At 53.2% G+C, this 22,426-nt stretch carries 15 protein-coding genes; 8 read left to right on the top strand and 7 right to left on the bottom strand.

The genetic code is table 11. The annotated features are described in order from the left end of the window. The first annotated feature begins 152 nt into the window (after window positions 1-152). The 4 genes from recC (at window position 153) to OES20_11180 (ending at window position 10,529) form a co-directional block, all read left to right on the top strand. Window positions 153-3,356, top strand: a complete 3,204-nt coding sequence (gene recC, locus OES20_11165; GenBank protein ID MDH3635256.1) for an exodeoxyribonuclease V subunit gamma — start codon at window positions 153-155, stop codon at window positions 3,354-3,356. Beyond that, complete coding sequence (recB, locus tag OES20_11170; protein ID MDH3635257.1) at window positions 3,349-6,948, top strand: exodeoxyribonuclease V subunit beta; 3,600 nt, start codon at window positions 3,349-3,351, stop codon at window positions 6,946-6,948. Before recC ends, recB begins: the two co-directional genes overlap by 8 nt. After that, window positions 6,945-8,699: an exodeoxyribonuclease V subunit alpha gene (recD, locus tag OES20_11175; protein MDH3635258.1), complete on the top strand. Its 1,755-nt coding sequence runs from the start codon at window positions 6,945-6,947 to the stop codon at window positions 8,697-8,699. The genes recB and recD overlap by 4 nt, the downstream gene beginning before the upstream one ends. A gap of 132 nt (window positions 8,700-8,831) precedes the next feature. Then, the gene (locus OES20_11180) at window positions 8,832-10,529 is read left to right on the top strand and encodes a SpoIIE family protein phosphatase (GenBank protein MDH3635259.1); all 1,698 of its coding nucleotides are present in this window, start codon (window positions 8,832-8,834) and stop codon (window positions 10,527-10,529) included. A gap of 56 nt (window positions 10,530-10,585) precedes the next feature. On the opposite strand, the gene OES20_11185 is transcribed toward OES20_11180, so the two are convergent. Both OES20_11185 and OES20_11190 read right to left on the bottom strand, forming a co-directional pair. Further along, a complete protein-coding gene (locus OES20_11185; protein MDH3635260.1) occupies window positions 10,586-11,212 on the bottom strand; it encodes a thiol:disulfide interchange protein DsbA/DsbL in 627 nt (208 codons plus the stop codon). Between the two features lie 115 nt (window positions 11,213-11,327). Next, complete coding sequence (locus OES20_11190) at window positions 11,328-11,936, bottom strand: cytochrome c4 (protein MDH3635261.1); 609 nt, start codon at window positions 11,934-11,936, stop codon at window positions 11,328-11,330. Between the two features lie 90 nt (window positions 11,937-12,026). Here OES20_11190 and yihA point away from each other — a divergent pair, with 90 nt between their 5' ends. Beyond that, on the top strand, window positions 12,027-12,617 hold the full coding sequence (gene yihA / locus OES20_11195; GenBank protein MDH3635262.1) for a ribosome biogenesis GTP-binding protein YihA/YsxC: 591 nt from the start codon (window positions 12,027-12,029) through the stop codon (window positions 12,615-12,617). A 389-nt stretch (window positions 12,618-13,006) separates the two neighbouring features. Here yihA and polA read toward each other — a convergent pair whose 3' ends face one another. Further along, window positions 13,007-15,724: a DNA polymerase I gene (polA, locus tag OES20_11200; GenBank protein ID MDH3635263.1), complete on the bottom strand. Its 2,718-nt coding sequence runs from the start codon at window positions 15,722-15,724 to the stop codon at window positions 13,007-13,009. A 93-nt stretch (window positions 15,725-15,817) separates the two neighbouring features. Between polA and OES20_11205 the strand changes: the two genes are divergently transcribed. Beyond that, window positions 15,818-16,786, top strand: a complete 969-nt coding sequence (locus OES20_11205) for a homoserine kinase (GenBank protein ID MDH3635264.1) — start codon at window positions 15,818-15,820, stop codon at window positions 16,784-16,786. Between the two features lie 14 nt (window positions 16,787-16,800). On the opposite strand, the gene mnmE is transcribed toward OES20_11205, so the two are convergent. The 3 genes from mnmE to yidD are packed head-to-tail and all read right to left on the bottom strand — an operon-like array spanning window position 16,801 to window position 20,062. After that, window positions 16,801-18,135 (bottom strand): tRNA uridine-5-carboxymethylaminomethyl(34) synthesis GTPase MnmE, encoded by a 1,335-nt coding sequence (gene mnmE, locus OES20_11210; protein ID MDH3635265.1) that lies wholly within the window; start codon window positions 18,133-18,135, stop codon window positions 16,801-16,803. Window positions 18,136-18,171: 36 nt separating this feature from the next. Further along, on the bottom strand, window positions 18,172-19,833 hold the full coding sequence (gene yidC / locus OES20_11215; GenBank protein MDH3635266.1) for a membrane protein insertase YidC: 1,662 nt from the start codon (window positions 19,831-19,833) through the stop codon (window positions 18,172-18,174). Continuing rightward, window positions 19,826-20,062 carry a membrane protein insertion efficiency factor YidD gene (gene yidD, locus OES20_11220; protein MDH3635267.1) on the bottom strand — a complete coding sequence of 79 codons (237 nt, stop codon included), beginning with the start codon at window positions 20,060-20,062 and terminating at the stop codon, window positions 19,826-19,828. Before yidD ends, yidC begins: the two co-directional genes overlap by 8 nt. 110 nt (window positions 20,063-20,172) lie before the next feature. On the opposite strand from yidD, the gene OES20_11225 reads away from it, so the two are divergent. After that, entirely contained in the window at window positions 20,173-20,373 is a 201-nt protein-coding gene (locus OES20_11225) for a hypothetical protein (GenBank protein ID MDH3635268.1), read from the top strand. A gap of 43 nt (window positions 20,374-20,416) precedes the next feature. Here the strand turns inward: OES20_11225 and rpmH are convergent, their stop codons facing one another. After that, window positions 20,417-20,551, bottom strand: coding sequence for a 50S ribosomal protein L34 (gene rpmH / locus OES20_11230; protein MDH3635269.1), 135 nt, complete (start codon window positions 20,549-20,551; stop codon window positions 20,417-20,419). Window positions 20,552-20,920: 369 nt separating this feature from the next. On the opposite strand from rpmH, the gene dnaA reads away from it, so the two are divergent. Beyond that, window positions 20,921-22,237 (top strand): chromosomal replication initiator protein DnaA, encoded by a 1,317-nt coding sequence (gene dnaA, locus OES20_11235; protein ID MDH3635270.1) that lies wholly within the window; start codon window positions 20,921-20,923, stop codon window positions 22,235-22,237. The last annotated feature ends 189 nt before the right edge of the window (window positions 22,238-22,426 follow it).

A 22,426-nucleotide genomic window follows, 5' to 3' on the forward strand; every position in this document is an offset into this window, starting at 1 on the left:
TCATAAATCAATCCAGCGACAATGTTATGAAATCTGTTGGGGTAATCAATTAAAATTTTGAATATTGGCGAGTACCGGGTCACCGCGATGGCTCATCCGGTGAGCTGCCGTTGTTTTATAATCTCCCGGTTTTGCAACATAATCGTCCCGCAATGGCTTTAACCATCCTGAGTTCAAACCAAGTCGAAATCCTGCAGTCGCGACTGACGCAGCGCATTGTTGCTGAACCATTGGCGAATCCATTCGCGCCGGAAATAATTGTCGTGCCAACCTACGCGATGTCGCGCTGGCTGAACCTGCGTATTGCGCAGCAACAGGGTATCGCGGCAAATATTTATTATCCCCAGGTGAGTGAGTGGATCTGGGGCATGGCTGCGACAAACCTTGATAATCTGCCGCTTAAAGATCCTTATTCGCGAGGCGAGCTCGCCTGGCAAATTTTTGTTGCCCTGCCTGGAATGCTCGGCCAGACTGCTTTCTTATCCCTGCGTAGGTACCTTGATGACGACCAAACCGGCATCAAGCGCTGGCAGTTGGCTCAACGCATCGCGACGAGCTTCGACCGCTACCAGACCTATCGGCCGGAACTGATCCGCGATTGGTCCGACGGAGCTGACAACCAGTGGCAGGCAAAGCTGTGGCGAAAAATTACCGCCACCAGAAAAGAAGCTCATCGGGTCGATATCATGACCAACATCATCGAGCACCTCGCCGACGAAACCACCGAGATTAAACTTCCCCGACGTACCAGCCTGTTCGCGATGTCCAGCCTGGCACCGCTTGCCATTGAATTCATTCATGCGCTCGCGCGCCGCTGCGATATATTTCTCTACCAGCACAGCCCCACGAATCAATACTGGGCTGACCTGGTCACCGAAAAAGCAAAGGTAAAGCAACGTCTGCAAAATCCTGCCAACGCCGAGTATCTCGATACTGGTAACAGTTTACTGGCTTCCTGGGGCAGGCAGGGACAGGCGATGCAGGATTTATTGCTTGGTCTGGGGCCGGTCACCAGTAGCGAAAACGAAGACAACCTGCTCCCCGGCACTGCCAGCACACTGCAATGCTTGCAGACCAGCCTGTTTAACCTCGAGCCCCCGGCAGCCGGGACGGCGGTCGATGATTCGGTCTCGGTTCAAATCTGTCACAGCCCGATGCGCGAATGCCAGGTACTGCATAACCACCTGCTGAAGCTGCTCGATCGACACCCTGACCTGTCGAACGAGGATATCCTGGTTATGGTCCCCGAGATCAGCCGCTATGCACCTTACATCGAGGCAGTTTTCCAGCGCGATGCGAGCAACAAGCGCCCTAACCTGGCCTGGAATATCTCCGATATCAGCATTCGCGATGGCCATCCGCTGGTAAAAACTTTCCTGCTGTTATTGAAGCTGCCTGGCAGCAGATTTACCCGTTCCGAGGTCCTGACATTTCTCGAGTGTGCAGAAATTCGCAAACGTTTCGGCATCGACGAGCAAATGCTCAAACATATATATCGCCTGGTTGAATCCGGCCAGGTGCGCTGGGGAATTGATGCCAAACAACGACAGGCGCTGGGCCTTCCCGCGGTTCATGAAAATACCTGGCAACAGGCCTGGGAACGGTTTTTCGCGGGTTATGCAATGGTGGACGATGGCCTCTGGCGCGGTATTTCTCCGATCACCGAGGTTGACACCGAAGCCGGCATCGCAATTTCCCAGTTTAGACATCTGTTCGAGCGCCTGACCAGCTGGCATGAGAAACTCGGCAAAGCTGCCAGCGGTAAGGTCTGGCAGCGACGTCTACATCAGCTCGTCGACGAGTTTTTTACGCCCTGGGTCAATACCGATGATTTACTGCTCCCGCTGCGAAACGCAATCAGTGAAATCGGTCAATCCGGATCGACCGAGTTAAGTCCCGGCCTAGTTGGTTACTGGATGCAGAAGCAACTGGAGATAAATCAACAACCGGGTCGGCTTTATTCGGGTGGTATTACTTTTTGTGGCATGCAACCCATGCGCAATATCCCATTCCAGGTAATCTGCGTGCTCGGAATGCACGACAATGCCTTTCCGCGTCAGGATTACCCATCCGAATTCGACCTGATGCATCGGGCCTGGCGCCCCGGTGACCCGCTCACAGGGGATGAAGACCGCTACCTGATGCTTGAAACCCTGTTGTGTGCGCGACGTTACCTGTATTTCAGCTATTGCGGCCGCAGCCTTAAGGACAATAGCGAATGTCAGCCTTCAGTATTACTGCGGGAACTACTCGACTATATCGATACCTGCTTTAAAAACGATGATAACGGGCGTACGGCAAGCGAACAGATTACGCAGGTTCACCCGATGCAGGCATTTTCTCCGAGAAATTTTGAATCCGATGCCTGCGGCTACGATCAGTACTGGTATGACACATCGCGTTATCTCGAAAGCAGCGAAAATCCAGATCAAAGACCGGCCTGGCAACAGGAAGCGATTGCCTCAATCCTGGATTCTGAGCCGGCAATAGATCTCGACGTACTGAAACGATTCTTCAGCCATCCGATTCGCTTTTTCTTCAGCTCGAGGCTCGGTATCGGTATGCCTGCAGAACACGGCTCTGACGACGAGGAGAGTTTTTCCCTGCAGGGTTTGCAGAAGTGGGGGCTGGCCAGCCGTATCGCCGATGACTGTCTGGCAGGAAGACATAGTGACGTCGCAAAATTTTCAGCGCAGGGTTTGTTACCGCATGGCAGCGCCGCAACCGGCGAATGGTCAGCCATCCGCAGCGAATATCAGATCCTGTTCGATCAGCTGCAGCATTTTGGTGACGCGCAACCCGCAACCCGGGCTGTCGAGTGCGAACTAGACACGGGCCTGACGCTGTTCGGAGAAGTCGGTGCCTGTTATCCCGGCATCGGATTGATGCACTTCACTGCCAGTAAAACCGTCAAAAGCAGGTCCGTCATGTCGCTTTGGCTCGATCACCTGGCGCTCTCGGCGACCGCACAGCTGGCTCTACCGGAATGCAGTCAATTGCTGACCCCGGTTGCAAAAGGACTTCGTTTTGAGGCTGTCGATGCTTCCAGTGCCAGAAAAATTCTGACCAACTATGTGTCACTGTTCCGTCAGGGTCAGACGTATCCACTGCCGGTGTTTCCCGACACCAGCTACGCCTGGGCATCACATGTCGATCCGGATATTGCGATGAGCAAGGCACTTGCCTGCTGGCATGGAAACCAGTACCGGAACGCGCCTCCCGGTGAGTGCGACGATGCATTCATTCGACTTGCATTGCAGCAAAACCCGGCCAGGCCACTCGATGACCCGCTGTTTAAGGATTGCGCGCGGCAAATTTACCTGCCCCCAATCAAGCACGCTGCCAAAAATGCCTGATATTTCGATGCCTTACCACCTCGACGCCAGGGCAATACTGGGGCTCGATCTCGAGGGTGTCAAACTGATCGAGGCGAGTGCCGGCACCGGAAAAACGCACACCATTTCCGACCTTTACCTGCGACATATCCTGGCGGGTCGACATCCGTCACAGATTCTGATCGTGACTTATACCAACGCGGCGACCGAAGAATTGCGGGGCCGCATCCGCAAACGACTCTATGACGCGCTGGATCTGCTCCAGCATGCAGCTGGCTGCGAGGACGAGTTGCTGTCGTTGCTGCAGGAGCAGTCAGCGAATCTCGATAAAGACGCACGGAATACCCGGATCACTCGTTTGCAACTTGCGTTACGCAGCATGGATGAGGCTGCGATCTCAACCATTCACAGCTTCTGTCAGCGCAGCCTGAGGGAGCACGCATTATCCGGTAACCAGCTTTTCGATAGCGATATGCTGACCGATGATGACCGGATCTGGGAATCCGCGATAAAAGACTGGTGGCGCAAACGGACCTATGATCTTGATCGCGAGGCCTGGCGGTTTATTCATGACGGCTTACCGGATCTAGACAGCCTGATCGCAATCTTGCTGGACTTGCGGAACAAGCCGTCAGCGCGCATCCTGCCGGAAACACTCGACAACCTGCCCACGCTGCTGGAACAGCCGCGAAAGATTGCGCAGTCACTACACCGGTTGGCTCCGATATGGATTCAGCAACGGGCCGAAATTGGCGAAATTATTTCGAAATCAACGGCACTTAGCCGAACCTTAAAGTTGCCATATCATCAGGAGAATCTGCCGGCGTTTCTGGAGGCTGCCGACCTGTTTTTCAACGCGCCCGAGCCCACCGCCCTTTTCCCGAATTTCCAGTACCTGGGAGCGGACTTGTTACACCAGAACTCTAAACCCAGTAAACGGGGACAGGATCCCGGACTGGACCACGAATTTTTCAAAACGGTAAGTCCCATCGCCAACGAATGGCTTCGGTTTAGCAACGAGCTTGGGCCGAAACTGCGCGCCGATGCATACCATTTTGCCTCGCAAGCAGTACGGGCAACCAAGCGTGAAATGACCGCGCTCGCTTTTCAGGACCAACTGACATTACTTTTGGAGGCACTCGAATCAGGCAGCGGAGAAGCGTTGGCAGCGAGCCTGCGGCACCAGTACCCGGTCGCGATGATCGATGAATTCCAGGACACCGACACGATCCAGTATAAAATTTTCAACCATATTTACCTGTCGGCGAATGACATCAGCCTGACACTGATAGGCGATCCCAAGCAGGCAATTTACAGCTTTCGTGGTGGTGATATCTTCACCTATATACAGGCCCGGCGTTTACCGGGGATAGGCCTGTTCAGTCTGCAAACAAACTGGCGCTCTCAACCAAAACTGGTAGATGCCGTCAACACGCTATTTTCGAATCGGCCTGATGCGTTTATTTACCAGGATTCGATCATGTTCTCGCCGGTCGACTCGATTCAGCACAATGTAAATTACGAGCTTCGCCTGGAAGACCGGATTTCCCCGGCAATGACCCTGTGGCAGCTTCCCGGGAGCGAACAACAGGGCAACCATACGCGCCAGGCCATGCGGGACATGATCAACGAGGCGATTGCTGGTGAAATCTGCGCGCTGCTCGAAAAAGCCGCCCAACAAACGGCCACTATTAACGGTCGCAGCCTGCAAAGCGGCGATATTGCAATCCTCGTACGGCAGGCCTCCGAGGGGCATGCCTTAAGTCGGGTCCTGAATCGTTATGGCATCCGCTCGGTCACTATCGGTCGAGATTCCGTTTTCAGGAGTGAAGAAGCCAGGGGTCTTTATGATCTGATGTTGGCGATTTCCCAGTGCCAGGATCAAACCCTGGCCACTTTTTCGCTAACGTCCAGCCTGCTCAATCTCGATTACCGGCAAATCGCAGCGATCCTTGAAAGCGATTCTGCGTGGCAGCGCTGGATTGAAGACTTAAGCCACCTGCAACAGCTCTGGGAACGGCACGGATTTATCGCGATGTTTCAGTCTTTGCTGCATCGATTCGATATCACACGATCCCTGGCGCAAAAGGACAACAAGGAAAGACGTATTACCAATCTACTGCATCTGGCTGAATTGCTACAACAGCAGTCGACGATCGCGGCCGGAATGTCTCCGATGATCAGCTGGTTCCACGATCAGTTTGAAGAAAACGGTAACGAAGACGCCGAGCTGCGCCTGGAAGACGATGAGGCGCTGGTCAAGATAGTCACCGTTCACAAGTCCAAGGGCTTGCAATACCCCGTTGTATTTGTTCCCTTCCTGTGGTCCTGTAAACCGGTAGACCCGGCCAGAGCGGTCTACTTTCATGATGCCGGGATGACACCGTGCATCGATCTCGGATCTGCGGAACTGGAAGCAAACTGGCTGATCGCAGAAAAAGAGCGCCTCGCCGAGGACATGCGCCTGTTATACGTGGCATTGACCCGAGCGCGCTCGAAAGTGTACCTGGCCTGGGGCCCCGCTGGTGATCCCGGAAAACAGGGTTATGCAAAACAGACCGCGCTCGCTTACCTGCTCCACTCGAGGCAAACTCCGGATGAACTCGAATCGGTGGCGCCCGACGGGTTTGCGGGCGACCTCGACCTTGCAGCCGATTTGCAGGCCCTGGTCGACAGGAGCGCCGCAACCATCGAGCTTGTCCCGCTGCCGCATGAGAACCTGACGCCCGGATTGCGTCAGGACGGCGCACGGCAGCAACCGTCTCAACTGGCCATGTTTACGCGTGGCAACACGATCCCATGGCGGGTAAATAGTTTCAGTGGCCTGACACGCGATATACATCAACCGGGCAGCCCCGAAAACATGCACGCTGCGGATGATTCTATCCTGGATTTCCCCGCGGGAAGCCATATCGGATTGCTCATCCATTCACTACTCGAGAACCTGGATTTTCAGCAAGATATCGCACAGCAGTGTGCACAGCTATTCCCACACTACCTGGCCCCGTCGGGATTGACTGCCGAAAATGAACCGACGCTGGTCAGATGGCTGGAGAACATTGTACTGGCACCCATCGACGATACTGGTCTGACTTTAAATAGCCTGTCTCGCGAGCAGCGACTTAACGAACTGTCATTCGATTTCGCGCTGGATCATCTTGATACAGAAGCCTTGAATCGAGTCATGCAGTCCCTGTCTCCGCTGCCATTGAAAGACGTGAGCAGTCCCGAATTCTGCGGTTTAATGACCGGTGTAATCGACCTTGTGTTCGTTCACCAGGGTCGCTATTACCTCGCCGATTATAAAAGCAACCTGCTCGGCAGCAGGCTGGAGGACTACAGCCCCGAGCACCTTCAGCGGGCAATGCTGGAGCGACGTTATGACCTGCAGTCTCTGCTGTATTCGGTCGCACTTCATCGTTTCCTGAAACAACGCCTCAGTGACTATAAATTCGAGCATCACTACGGTGGCGCTTACTATCTGTTCCTGCGCGGCTTGAGGCCGGAGCATGGCAACCGCTTTGGTGTCCATTTCGACCGGCCCGCGTGGCAAACCATTGATACCCTCGATCGGTTGATGCAGTTTACGCCGCTGGCAATGGCGGGCGCATGACGGGACTGGTCTACAGTCTCGCGCGCGGCGGCGATATCAGCTGGTTAAGCTATTATTTTGCCGAGTTTGTTGCACGGCAGGCCGGGAGCGCGATCGATGACCTCCCCGGCCTCAGTGCCGCGCTCGTCAGCGAAGCCAACCTTGCCGGAAACGTTTGCGTCGAGCTTGACCGTTACCGTACGCGCCCTCTCTTTAGTTCCGAGCAGATCGACGCGGGATTAATCCCGGGTAATCTTGATAGCGCCGACTGGTGTGCCCGCTTACATAAATGTTCCTGCGTCGGTGAACCCCATGAAAATGCTCCACTGATACTCGATGGTCATCGCCTGTACCTGGGTCGCTTCTGGTTTTATGAAGACTACGTTGCTAACAGAATCCAGGCAATGCTTGACGACCATACTGCCACCGATCCGCAAACGATAGGCGATCATATCGATGCATTATTTGCCACCGAGAAGACCGTCGACGAGGACCAGAAAAGCGCCGTCCTGGCAGCCGCCAGCAAAACTTTCAGTGTTATCTCGGGAGGACCCGGGAGTGGCAAGACATCGACCGTCATTCGTATCCTCGCAGTGTTACTGACACTGGATCCCGCATGTCGGATTGCGCTGGCCGCACCGACCGGCAAGGCAGCGGCTCGTATGACGGATTCGATTCGTCAACGCCTGGACCATGTCGATATCGACAACAGCAACATAAAGAACCTGCCGGGCGAGGCAACCACGCTGCATCGACTGCTTGGTTATCGACGTAATGGCTTTAATTACGATGAACACAATCGCCTGCCAGTCGATTGTGTTGTCATCGATGAAGCCTCGATGATTGATCTGAAACTGATGTTTCACCTGCTTGCCGCGTTGCCGGAACACGCCCGGCTCATACTGCTCGGCGATCGTGATCAACTGGCATCCGTTGCCGCCGGAAACGTGCTCGGTGATATAACCGGTCACGGCCATGCACGGGATACCCGGGTTTCTCCGTTAGCGGCCTCGATCGCGCTACTGCGTAACAATTACCGGTTTGATCGAGACAGCGCTATTGGCGAGATGGCATCCCTGGTCAACCAGGGCCGGAGCACCGATGCAATCGACCTGTTGCGCCGCAATGACGCAGGTCTGCGGTGGCATTGTGAAAGCACGGATCAAATTGACGCCGAAGCGCTTGCCGGGTTATACGATGCTTATCAGCCTATCTTCGAGCAAGATACGCCCGAAGATGCGCTCGGGGTTTACGAATCCACGCGTGTATTGTGTGCAACCAACTGGGGACCCTGTGGTGTCGAGTCACTCAATTCCAGGATTTCAAGTGCGCTGTTAGCACGTAACCAGATGCCTGAATCAGATTTGTACTGCGGCCTGCCAATCATGATTACCCGAAATCATCATGAACTGGGCCTGTATAACGGTGATACCGGAATTCTGTGGCAGTACCCGCAGCAAGGCCTACGTGCCTGCTTTCGCGATTCAGGCGGAGGTATTCGCGACCTCGCGATCAACCGCCTGCCCGACTTCACACCGGCCTGGGCGAGCAGTGTACATAAATCGCAGGGGTCCGAGTTCGACTCGGTGTTACTGATCCTGCCTTATGATCCCGAATCAGAAGCGCTTTCGCGTGAATTGATTTATACGGCCATCACGCGTGCCCGGCAGCAATTTATTTTGCATGCCGCAGAAAGCGTAGTCATCAAGGCCATCGAAAAGCTTACCCGGCGTCATTCGGGCCTCGCGCACAAGCTCGGGTGGCCGGTTTAAGGCTTGAAGCCAGCCTCGATCCAAGCTTGATTTCAGCGCTGTATGTACTAATAAGGTAGTCATTATCACACAGGGATAGCCCGCGCTTTTCGGTAAGATGTCCGCCCTGCTTTTACCGACCTGCACTTCGATATGAGTATCTCCGGCCTCGGCAAAGCGCTGATCGTTGACGACGAAAAAACCAATCGTCTAGTTTTAAAATCGCTGCTCAGCAAGCTGGGTTATCAGACCATTGAAGCCGTCAACGGCGAGGAAGCGATCGCCCTGTTCAAGCAGGAAAATCCAGACATCATATTCATGGATGTAATGATGCCTGTGCTCGATGGTTACGAGGCGACACGCCAAATCAAGGCCGCTTCTGCCAATCGATTCGTTCCGGTCATTTTTCTGACCGCGATGAGTGACGAGGAAGCACTCGCGCAATGCATAGAGGCAGGTGGCGATGACTTCCTGATTAAGCCGTACGACAAAATTATCCTGCAGAGCAAGATTCGTTCTATGCAGCGCATAGCGGTACTGAATCGCGAAGTACAGGGCATGTACAGCATGATTCACCGGGAACAGGAAATAGCCGAGTCTGTTTTCATCAACGCAATTCAGAGCGCCAATATCGAAAATCCCTACCTGCGACAGGTGGTACGCCCTGCCGGCATCTTCAGCGGTGACATGGTGCTATCAGCCTATTCACCTTCGCGTGACCTGTATTTTCTGACCGGGGATTTTACCGGACATGGGCTACTTGCTGCGCTCGGGGCGATGCCGGTATCCGAGGTATTTCGCGCCATGACTACCAAGGGTTTCAGCCCCGAAGAAATACTGACTGGCATTAATAAGAAGCTGAAATCGATGTTGCCGGTCGGAATGTTTTTCGGTGCACAACTTGTAGTCGTCAACCATGATCTCGAACATGTTCGCGTTTTCAACGCCGGCATGCCGGACGTGATCATCGTCGATGGGGAAAGCAACCAGATCAAGCATCGCCTGGCGTCTACCGGCTTGCCGCTCGGCGTCGAGGCGGTCATGGACCCAAAGGAAATGCTGCAATACGCTCCCATTGCCTACAACGACAAGATATTGATGCATAGCGATGGTTTGACCGAGGCGCGTAATGCAAAGGACGAGGAATTTGGCAATGAACGTCTGCTGGCATCGATTTCAAGCGCGGCGAAAAACACAATTTTCGACCAGGTTTTCGATGATCTCGACCGGTTTTGTGGCGATATCACGACCCAGGCGGATGATGTCACGCTGGTAGAGATAACCTGTGTCCACGATGTGTTGCCGGAAATCGAGGTGCATGACTATATCAAGCCGTCCAAGTACACGTTGGGTGATCGCGGCGAGTGGAAACTATCGATGCGATTTAACGGCGCCAGGCTGCGGGAGACGAACCCCGTCCCTATTCTGGTGAACTACCTGATGGAAATGGAAAAGCTCGAAGCCGAACGGCAATCATTATTCACGGTGGTGACCGAATTATATTTAAATGCCCTGGACCACGGTGTGCTCGACCTCGATTCAAATCAGAAAGCTGATCCCGCAGGATTCGAAGCCTATTTTCAAACGCGCGAAAGTCGACTGGCCACGCTCGACAGCGGTTACGTCATTTTCAATTTGTCCGTTGAACAGGAATCTACCCGGCGTAGCATCCTGCTGCGTATCGAGGACAGTGGTAAGGGTTTCGATTATGAAAATCACAACCCGCCGCTCGACGGGGCTGCCGCACTGAGTGGGCGCGGTATATTGTTGATCCAGGACTTATGTGAATCACTTGAATACCATGGCAAGGGCAATATCGCCATCGCCCGCTTCGGCTGGAGCACCAACTAGTCGATAGTTAAAGAATGCCGGGCTCGACCCGCGTCGCCAGCAAAACGCCCGCCGGATTACTGCGCCAGTTCCTTTGCAATGAGAAAGTTCATGATTTCGATCATGCGCTCATTACTGCCGGCCAACGATGCTGAAATCAGATACTTGCCATTGACAATTACCGCGGGCACGCCCTGGTGGCCGTAACGTTTCTCCTTTTGTATATTCTTGCGAATCTGGGTTTCGACCGGGAAGGAAAAGGCATTTTCCCTGAACAGTTTTTCGTCGAGGCCCATGTCGGCGGCAAACTCGGCTATGGCATCGAGGCTCATTAAACGCTGACGCTTGAGATGAATTGCATCGAACAGGGCTTTATGCGTCTGATCGTGCGCACCCATCATCTTGAACGCGTAGTAAGCCCGCGCATGCTCGGTCCAGCGAGGGTTGAGTGATGAGGGCACCTGTTCAAATACAACACCCTCGGGTAGACCGGCAGACCAGCGCTCGACATAAGGCTCAAAACGAAAGCAATGGGGGCAGCCGTACCAGAAAACTTCCGTTACTACCACTTTATCTGGCTGCGAGGTTTTAACCGCGGGCGTCACCAACTGGTAGTCGCTACCCTCCGTGAAAGTCATTTGCGCAGCAGCGCTGCCTGAAATCAGCATCAAAATGGCAAAGCTTTTTAGCCAGCGCTTAATCATCGAGTTTCTCCTGGAAAATATCGTGTATTTAGAGACAAACCTAGCAACGATTAGTTTAATCGTAAAAATATATCTCGCCAGGTTAACGACTGCTGAATGCGGTCAACAAGTGGATTTACTGGATTCCGGCGATATAGGCCGCGACTGCCTGCATTTCGCTGTCAGACATGCGGACCACGATATTGCGCATCATTTTGCCAGTATCGTTAGCGCGCAGTCCCTGCTTGAAGTTCTGCAGCTGGGTAACCACGTATTCAGGATGCTGCCCTTTAAGCGAGGGCCAGCCCGCCGGGCCGTTACCGGCACCGTTGGGCGCGTGACAACCCATACAGGCAGCGACGTGGGTTTCGGTAATGCCGCCACGATAAATACCCTCGCCCTTTTCAATCATCTCCCCGTCGAAAGCGACCGCTTTGGGTTGCTGACTCTCATAGAAGGCCGCGAGATTTTTCATGTCGTCATCATTCAGCAGCGCGACCATACCGGTCATCGAAGCATTATTGCGACGTCCCGCCTTGAAATCTTTCAGCTGCTTGTAGGTATAGCTCGCATGCTGGCCGGCGAGCGACGGCCATGCTGCATTCGCGCTGTTTCCGTCGGCTCCATGGCAGGCAGCACAGACTGCGCTCTTTGCTTTGCCAGCTTCGATATCAGCTGCATTCGCGTTGGCTGATACCAGGCTGGAAAAGACCAGGATCAAGACTGAAATTTGGCTTACTTTCATTATTTCTCCAGCGGGAAAACGTACGGAAATTTCGGGCGCAAATGTATATCATACCCGGTCCGCACGTTCAACACTAACGCGAACGCCATCATGAGCATTTCCTTCAAGCAGGCCAAATTTATCACCAGTGCATTCGAGCTTTCGCAACTGCTACCGGACACGGGCGCGGAAGTGGCTTTCGCGGGTCGCTCCAACTCGGGTAAGTCGAGCGCGATAAACTGCCTGACCCGACAGAAAGGTCTATGCAAAACCAGCAAGACTCCGGGGCGCACCCAGTTGATCAACTTTTTTGAACTGGACCAGGATCGACGCCTGGTCGATTTACCCGGTTACGGATTCGCCAAGGTATCAAAGCAAATGCGCAATCACTGGGACGCGGTACTGACGACTTTCCTGTTAGAGCGCCAGGCCCTGAAGGGACTGGTTATCGTGGTTGATATTCGTCGCGGTATCGGTGATCTGGACCGCGCCCTGATCGATATGATCGCAGGCAGCCTGCCGCTGCATATTCTGCTGACCAAGTCAGATAAGCTGTCGCGTGCTGCCACCCAAAAAGCGATGGCGACCGCCCGGGCTGAACTGTTGGACCCGAACCAGAGTGTCTCTACGCTATCCATTCTAACTCGTCGCGGGCTCGAATCCCTGGAGCAGAAATGCCTTGAATGGCTTGCTGATACGTGACCGGGGGATCTGCCCGCGTGGTCAAATTCCGGCATAAAAAAAGCCCTGGCAGATAACTGCCAGGGATTAACGTGTGATCCGGATGGGGTTTCCGGATCGTTGTCCGCTCATAGGAGGGAGAACGGACATAGCGCTGGGCTAAAGCGCTACTACGGTAGACATCCGGTACCCGTAAAAGTTCCCTCAATCCGGGGTTACTACAACAGTACCAAGCGCCTGTATTGGTAATAATTTGGGGGCGATTTCGGACAATTCAATGCCCGACAACAACGTCTTAAAAATATTACGTATCTCGATTCAAATTGGATCAGCACAGGCAAAAATCGACCCTGATTGGTAACCAGGCGGGCCGCCGGGAATGACGGCTGAATTGCCAGCGACTTCAACTGCTAATGGGCTTCGTTCCAGTTGAGCCCGACCCCGGCATCGACTTCCAGTTTTACGGAAAGATCGGCTGCCCCGGTCATTAATGCGGCAATGGCTTGCTGACAGGAATCAACTTCGCCGGCCGTGACTTCAAAAACCAGTTCATCGTGCACCTGCATGATCATCTTACAGTCCGGTTCTTCATCGACAAGCCAGGCCTGCACCTCGATCATGGCGCGCTTGATAATGTCAGCCGCGGTGCCCTGCATCGGTGCATTGATGGCGGTGCGCTCCGCGTATTGCCGCACATTCGCATTGCGCGCATTGATATCCGGCAAATACAACCTGCGCCCAAAGACCGTTTCGACATAACCCTGGTCGCGGGCGCGTTGCTTGGTCTCCTCCATGTATCGCTTAACCCCGGGATAACGCTCAAAGTAGGTATCCACATATTGTTGAGCCTCGTTGCGGCCGATATTCAACTGCTTGCCAAGGCCAAATGCCGACATGCCGTAGATCAGCCCGAAGTTGATCGCCTTGGCCGCACGGCGTTGTTCAGGACTAACCTGCTCTAACGCCTCACCGAAGACCTCGGCCGCAGTTGAACGATGCACATCGAGGCCACGCGCGAATGCATTGAGCAGACTTTCATCGGCGGACAGGTGCGCCATGATGCGCAGTTCGATCTGGGAATAGTCAAGCGCCAGGATCCGGTAGCCCGCGGGAGCAACAAAGGCCTCGCGAATACGCCTGCCCTCCTGGGTACGAATCGGAATATTCTGCAGGTTCGGGCTGGTCGATGACAGGCGCCCGGTGGAAGCAACCGCCTGTTGGTAAGAGGTGTGCACGCGCCCTGTTTTCGAATTGATTTCCTGCGGCAGCTTGTCGATGTAGGTCGACATCAGCTTGTTCAAACCACGATGCTCTATCAGCAAGGCTGGAATCTCGTAATCAGCGGCGAGTTCCTCGAGCACGTCCTCCGCTGTCGATGGCTGGCCTTTGGGCGTTTTGCGCAATACGGGTAAATCCAGCTTTTCGAACAGAATCGCCTGGATTTGCTTGGGTGAACTCAGGTTAAAAACTTCACCCGCCTGTTGATAAATCGCCTGTTCGATCCGGCCTAGTTTTTTATCTATCTCCTTACCCTGCTTTTTGAGCAGGTCACGATCAATCAAAACACCGTTTTGTTCGACCTCCAGCAACACATCGACCAGGGGCATTTCGATATCACGGTAAACCACCTCGAGTCTGTCATGCTCCTGCAATCCGGCACTCAACACCTGGTGCAGTTGCAGCGTGATGTCGGCATCTTCGGCGGCATAGTCACTGGCCTGATCGAGCTCGATCTGGTTGAAGGTTTTCTGTTTAGCGCCTTTGCCGGCTATATCCTCGTAATGAATGGTATCGCGATCGAGGTAATACTTCGCCAAAGCATCCATGTTGTGGCGGCTCGCGGTCGAATTGAGCACATAGGATTCGAGCATCGTGTCGTGCGCGAGACCGCGCATGCGTATCCCTTCACCAATGAAGATATGCGCGTCGTACTTGATATTCTGACCGATCTTGCCGATCGCTGAATCTTCGAGCACTGGTTTTAGCGCGGCCAGTACCTGGGTCTTATCCAGTTGTTTCGGGGCGCCTTCGTAGTTGTGGCACAGCGGTATGTAACAGGCTTTGCTCGCCTCGAGGCACAGTGATATTCCCACCAGCTCCGCGCGCATGTAATCGATGCTGGTGGTTTCGGTATCGATGGCGAAACTATCGGCCTTGCGCAGGTGCTGTAACCACCGATCAAAGCTTGCCTGGTCGAGCACACATTCATAATCGGAATCCATCTTTGGGGCGGCCGGTTTATCCACTTTGTCCTCACCACCTTTAATTTCATCGTACCAGCGCGTGAATCCAAATTCGCGGTAGTAGTCTGCGAGAGTGTCAGGATCACTCTCTCTTAACTCAAGTTCGTCAATACCGATACCCGTATCGCAATCAAGCTTGATAGTTGCGAGCTCATAAGACATTGGCAAGAATTCTAGCGATTCTCGCAGGTATTCTCCCACTTTACCTTTAAAATCTTCTGCATGTTCCATCACAGCCTGCAAGCTGCCATATTCACCGATCCACTTAGCTGCTGTCTTTGGCCCTACTTTAGGCACACCCGGAATATTATCCGCGCTATCTCCCATGAGGGCGAGATAGTCGACAATCTGCTCGGCTCGCACATTAAATTTATCAACTACCCCAGATTCATCCATAAATTTGCTATCCATAGTGTTTACAAGACGCACATTTTTATTCACTAGTTGAGCCATGTCTTTATCACCGGTGGAAACCAGCACCTGGTATCCTTGTTCAGAGGCTTGGCGGCTCATGGTGCCGATCACATCATCTGCTTCAACCCCCTCAATACTAATTAAGGGTATACCTCTGGCTTTTATAATTTCATTTAGGGGTTCTAGTTGATCTCTGAGGTCGTCGGGCATCGGTTCCCTATTAGCTTTGTACTCAGGATATATGTCATCACGAAAGGTTTTTCCTTTGGCATCGAAAACAACAGCAAAGCGATCGGGCACCTCTTCCTTTATTAGCTTGTTTATCATATTTAGAACCGTGTAGATGACGCCCGTTGGCTTCCCTGATGGGCTAGTAAGATTGATGCCTCGCCTTAAATGTGCGTGGTAGGCCCTGAACAGGTAGGAACTGCCGTCAACCAGCACCAGTTTTTTTCGTTTCTCTTGCTTCATCCAGATACGCTAAAATGCCCAGGCCCGAACCAGGATCATATCACAGCCGTAGTATTGACTTCGTTCGTTTGGGACTTCAAATAGCGAGCCTTCATGTCTGTTTACACCACCGTCGAACCAGCACAACTTGAGCAGTTTCTAACCCGCTACGAGTTAGGGAAACTGCAAAATTTTTCCGCGATTACGACCGGCATTACCAATACCAACTACTACCTCGATACCGAGGCCGGGTGTTTCGTACTCACCCTCTACGAACATCATAGCGATGACGAGCTCACCTACATGCTGGGATTACAGCAGCACCTGGTGAATCGCTCGTTGCACTGCTCCAGTCCTGTCGCAGACCGGCGCGGTGCCCTGTTCTCGACGCTGAACCAGCGGCCAGCGGCAATCATTAATCGGCTCGATGGAGAAGTGCGACCCCAACCAGAATCCGTCCACTGTGCCATCATCGGCGCCGAGATGGCTCGCTTTCACCTGGTGGGACAGGACTACCCGGGTAAGCGCACGAATCCGCGCGGTATCGACTGGATAATAGCCGTAACCGACATGCTCGATACCAGTCTTAACGATGCCGATCTGCGACTCATCAAAACGACCCTGCATGCCACCAGCGAGTTTGATCCTGGCAGCCTGCCCCGGGGTTCGATACACGCTGACCTGTTTCGCGACAATGTATTATTCAGGGAAAATGAACTTGGTGGCATTCTCGATTTCGATTATGCCTGCAGCGACAGCTTCGTATTTGATATTGCAGTGTTGTTGAACGACTGGTGTATCGATAACCGCGGGCTGCTGGTTGCTGAAAGGATCAGCGCGACGCTAGAGGCATACCAGCAGCATCGCCGTCTCGAGGCCGCCGAAATCGACAGCCTGCCATATATGCTATGTGTCGCTGCATTGCGCTTCTGGCTGTCCCGGCTCTACGACAAGGCTTTTCCGCTGAGCGGCGAACTGACCTTCACCAAAGACCCCGAAACATTTCGCGAAATGCTGGTATTGCGCCGCTTGCATCAACCCGAGATAAAGGCGCTGCTGACTTCTCTTCAGACACCATGCTAGCGCGCATAGCAGCACTATTTCCCGATACAGAAAGTCGAGAAAATCTTGCCCAGCAGGTCGTCACTGCTAAATTCGCCGGTAATTTCATTTAAAGATTGTTGTGCTTGGCGCAAATCCTCGGCCATTAGTTCTCCCGAGCGCGTTGTTTTAAAGGTTTGCTCAGCCCGCTGTAGGCAATTTTGCGCCCGCAACAATGCGTCGACGTGGCGCCGCCTCGCCATGAAGACCTGGCTATCCTGGTTGAAATCGGCAGCGTGGCCGGTTATATGCGCTATCAGCAACTCCATGCCGCTGCCATCAAGGGTTGAGATATAAAGTGCTTCCGGCTCGCGTGGCAGGTCTGCATCTACCAGGTCGATTTTGTTGTATACCAGTTGCAGGTTATCGCTCGCCAGCGCCTTAATATTTTTCCGGTCTGCCGGGGTTAATCCCTTGCTGGAATCAACAAGATAGATGATTACATCCGCCTGTGCGATGGTTTCCCAGGCGCGCCGCACACCTTCACGCTCTACCGGATTCTCGGGTTCACGCAGCCCCGCTGTGTCGGTAATCTTGAGTGGAATGCCCTTCAACGATATATGTTCACGCAGCACATCACGCGTGGTACCTTCAATTTCGGTGACAATCGCTGCCTCGTATCCGGCGAGATAATTTAACAGGCTCGATTTACCGGCGTTCGGAAGCCCGGCCAGTGTGACGCTCAATCCCTCCTGCAAGGTTCTGCCGTGCTCGGCCTGCTCGAGCAGCTGTTGTAAATGGCGGCTGCAGTCCTCGAGCCGTTGGCTGGTATCGCTATTGTCCAAAAAATCGATTTCTTCCTCGGCAAAATCCAGCGTCGCTTCGATATAGGCCCGGAGATTGATGATTTCTTCGACCAGAGCGTGGACCTGCTGAGAGAACCTGCCTTCGAGGGAGCGCATCGCCGCTCGTGTCGCCGCGCGGCTGCCCGACATTATCAAATCGGCAATCGCCTCGGCCTGGGTTAAATCAAGCTTGCCATTGAGAAACGCACGCTCGGAGAACTCCCCCGCGTGCGCCAGGCGGGCGCCAAGCTCACAGAGCCTTTCCAGCAGCATGTCGAGCACGATCGGCCCGCCATGGGCCTGGATTTCGACACAATCTTCGCCGCTAAAACTGTTGGGCGCCCTGAAATACAGACACAGTCCATGATCAAGCACCAGCCCCTCTGGATCAAAAAACTGTCGAAACTGGATAACGCCAGGCTTTAGCTTGCTATTGCTGATGGCCTCGCCGATGGCAAGCGCCCTGCTTCCGGATAGCCGCAAAATGCCGATACCACCCGTTCCCGGGGGTGTTGCAATTGCGGCGATGGTCTCATGCGATGGCATGGCAGAAATGACGCGCTGGTTATCCCCGGCACCCGTTTACTTGGCACCGGCTTCGATGCGTTTGGTAATAACCCACTGTTGCGCAATCGACAGCACGTTATTGATAACCCAGTACAGCACGAGCCCGGCGGGGAAAAAGGCAAAGAAAACGGTGAATACGAATGGCAGTGCCATCATTATCTTGGCCTGAATCGGGTCCGGTGGCGGCGGATTTAACCGCTGCTGGATTACCATGCTGATTCCCATCACTAGCGGTAGAACATAAAACGGATCCATTACCGACAGATCCTTGATCCAGAAGATAAATGGAGCCTGGCGCAGGTCGACGCTTTCCAGCAGCGCCCAGTAAAGCGCGATAAAAACCGGAATCTGCACCAGTATCGGCAGGCAGCCGCCCATTGGATTAATCTTTTCGGTTTTATACAGCTCCATCATCGCCTGGTTCATCTTCTGGCGATCGTCACCATAACGTTCCTTGAGCGTCTTGAGGCGCGGACTGACCTTGCGCATTTTTGCCATCGACCGGTAACTGGTTTCCGATAGCTTGTAGAACAGAGCCTTGACCGTGAGGGTCAACAGTATGATTGCAACACCCCAGTTACCGACGAAACCGTGGTACCAGGCCAGCAGCCAGTAAAGGGGTTTGGAGAGAAAGGTAAGCACACCGTAATCGACCGTGAGGTCGAGGCCGGGAGCAATCTCTTCTAGCCGGTTAACGATCTTGGGACCAACGAATAACTGGCTGACGAACTCCGTGTTGCCACCGGCCGGGATCACCCGGTTCGCGGAGCGCAGCCCGATCGTATAGGTTGACGGATTTCGTTTCGTGTTGGCAATCGTGTAAATGAGGTTTCTCTCGTCCTGTCCCGGGATCCAGGACGAGAGAAAATAGTGCTGTATCATGGCAATCCATCCGCCATCAGATTCCAGCTTCAGCTGGCTATCTTCCATGTCATCGAAATCTACTTTTTCGTACTTGGTTTCTTCGTTGTAATACACCGATCCGGTATAGGTATAAAGCAGTCGTGACGTTTCCAGCGGTGGTGAGCGCTGAATCTGGCGGTATTCACTGCCCTGCCATTCCTGCTGTGACCGATTCTCAACCCGGTGCTTTACATCAATAAGGTAATCACCGCGCCTGAAATGATAGCTCTTGACTACCTCGACGTCGTCCTGATTCCAGCGCATCGACACGACCAGCTCATCCTGACCATCGGCAAGTTCGTAAGCGCTTTGCTCAACCTGGTAAACGCTGTAATGCGTGGGCGCTTTTTCTTCCTTGTTGCGCAGTCCGCTTTGCACAATATGGACCGAGTTTGTTGCACTATGGACCAGTTCCAGCCAGTCGTCGGGTTGCTCTAGCGAGGTCGGATATTTCTTGAGTTTAAGTGATCGCACCACGCCGCCCTGCTTATCGATCAGCGCTCGAATCACGTCGGTGTCGACCGTTACCAATTGCTGCTCAGGACTCGCGGTGGGCAATGTTTCTGTCGTGGTATCGGTGCCCGGGGTAATCGGCGCCGCCTGATCTGGCAGATCATCGATAGGAGCACCCTGCTCTGCAACCGGGCCTTCGCCAATCGATTCCACTTCGCTGCCGGCATCCGGCTTCGGCCCATAATCAATCTGCCACTGCTGCCACATCAACATACCGACGAAGACCAGGGCAGCAAACAGGAAAAGACGCGAATTATCCATGCTTGTGCTCATTGCAGGAGCCCGGTACCGGATCGTAGCCTCCCTGGTGCCAGGGGTGACAGCTGGCAACACGCTTAATCGTCAGCCACAGCCCTTTCAGTGCACCATGCGCTTCAATCGCTTCGACACCGTAGCGGGAACAGGAAGGGGTAAATCGGCAATGGTTGCCGAACAGCGGACTCAACAGGTAGCGATAGGCATGAATGAGTACTAGCAGGATCTTTTGCATTGTTCGATGATGCTATTCCAGTGTTGATCCAGTAAGGCCCGGAGATCAGCCGGCCTGGTTAATAATATCTCGCGCTTCACCATAACCACTATGTCCCGTGGCGGCAAGCGATGCCTGTTTTTGCGAAAACTCTCGCGAAACAGGCGCTTCAGCGCGTTTCGCTTGACCGCGGCCGGTACCTGTTTACGAGCTATCGCAAATCCGATGCGCGGGCAATCGACCGCATTCTTGCCGACCAGAAGCGTGATGCTGGCGTCACCAATTCGAATATTGTTCTTAAAAACCTGCTGAAAATCGATTGCGCGCGTTAATCTCAGCTGTCTCGGAAAAGACTCGCTGACACTGGCATTCACTTTACGGAGTGAGACGTGCTCTGCCTTTCGCTCGCCGCGCCCGGATTACATCACGCCCACCACGAGTTTGCATACGTGCACGAAAGCCATGCGTTCTGGCGCGCTTAAGTTTACTGGGTTGAAATGTACGTTTCATGTCAAACGCCTCGGCTCTCTAGTTTGTCAATTTCAACAAGGCGCGACAATGTACTGTTAGTGCCGCGTTACGTCAATATTTAATTGAACCTGGCGCCAATATTTCTACAATTTTCCAGCGCGCAACCCAATACATCGTGAATTGCTAAAAATTCTTCAATTTTTTTGGTCACAGCTCTTGCTCGGGCTGTGGATAAGTATAATATTACGCCTTATCGGCTGAACCTGGGGAATTACCCAAAAAGCGGGTAATAGAGCCGAAAAATCTACTTTTTAGTGGCTTTTTACCGGTCTACGCGACGCGTTAGTACTCGGGCAGGCTGCCTTTTCCGTCCATTTTGGCACGCGAAAACAAACACTTGGGAATGTTTTGAATTCTATTTGGCAACAGTGTATTTCCTGCCTCGAAGGCGAAATCAGCGAGCAACAACTCAATACCTGGATTTTGCCACTGCAGGTAGAGCAGGAACTTAACACGCTGAAGTTGCTGGCCCCGAATCGTTTTGTCATGGACTGGGTCCGCAAACATTTTCTTGATCGAATTCGCGAACTCGTAACCAGCCTCGATGACAGCAAATCGATCTCGGTCAGCCTGATGATTGGTTCCCATGCCAGGCCAGTAGAATCCGAAACGGTTGCGCCCGCACCGCCTCCCCGAACCTATCGCTCCTCGGGTCTTAACGAGTCGCAAAAGTTCAAGAACTTTGTCGAAGGAAAATCGAACCAGCTGGCGCGGGCGGCATCGATACAGATCAGCAGTAATCCGGGATCGGAATACAATCCGTTATACATATATGGCGGTGTTGGTCTTGGCAAGACGCATTTGATGCACGCGATCGGTAACCAGATTCGCGAAAACAATCCGGAAGCCAATATTTTGTATGTGAATTGTGAACGTTTCGTTTCTGACATGGTGAAAGCCCTGCAGCATAGCCGCATGAATGATTTCAAAAATTCGTACCGTAGTCTCGATGCCCTGCTCATCGACGATATCCAGTTTCTCGCAGACAAGAACCGCTCGCAGGAAGAGTTTTTTCACACCTTCAATTCACTCTACGAGGCACGAGCCCAGATGGTCATCACCTGTGACCGCTTTCCAAAGGAAATAGAAGGACTCGAAGATCGTATTCAATCCCGTTTAGGATGGGGGCTTGCGGTTGATATAAAGCCACCTGATCTCGAGACCCGCGTAGCTATTCTGATCAGTAAAGCCGAGCAAGCCGCAGCCGATGTACCTGATGACGTGGCTTTTTTCATTGCCGAACGATTCAAATCGAATATTCGGGAGCTCGAGGGAGCTTTGAAACGGGTCGTGGCACATGCGCGCTTTAGCAGCGAACCAATCACCCAGGACTTTGCTCGCCAGGCGCTAAGAGAATTGTTGGCGGTACAGGATAAGCCCATTACCATTGATAACATCCAGAAACTGGTCGCGGAGTATTTCAAAATCCGGGTAGCTGATTTATTGTCGAGTCGGCGCAACCGCTCGATCACCCGGCCGCGTCAAATTGCAATGGCGCTTGCAAAAACGTTGACGCGACACAGCCTACCCGAGATAGGGAGTGCCTTTGGCGGTCGAGATCATACGACGGTGTTGCATGCCTGTCGAAAGATAGAAGAATTGCGTGGCGAAGACCGACGCATCGACGAAGATGTTGAGATCCTGGCGCGGATGCTGAGCAATTAACCCGTTGGAGAACACGGCTGGGTAGCTGTGGATAAAGTGGTGATAAAAAAAATGTGGCTTTTTATCCCGCGGTTATTCACAGTTTAATAAGAGGTGCTGGACAGTTTTAAAATGGAATAAAACCTGATAACTATTTGAAAAATAAAGAGAAAGCAGAGTTATTCATTAGAAATGCAGTTACTAATAGAC

This window comes from Gammaproteobacteria bacterium, from assembly GCA_029862005.1.
In the GTDB taxonomy this organism is placed as follows: domain Bacteria; phylum Pseudomonadota; class Gammaproteobacteria.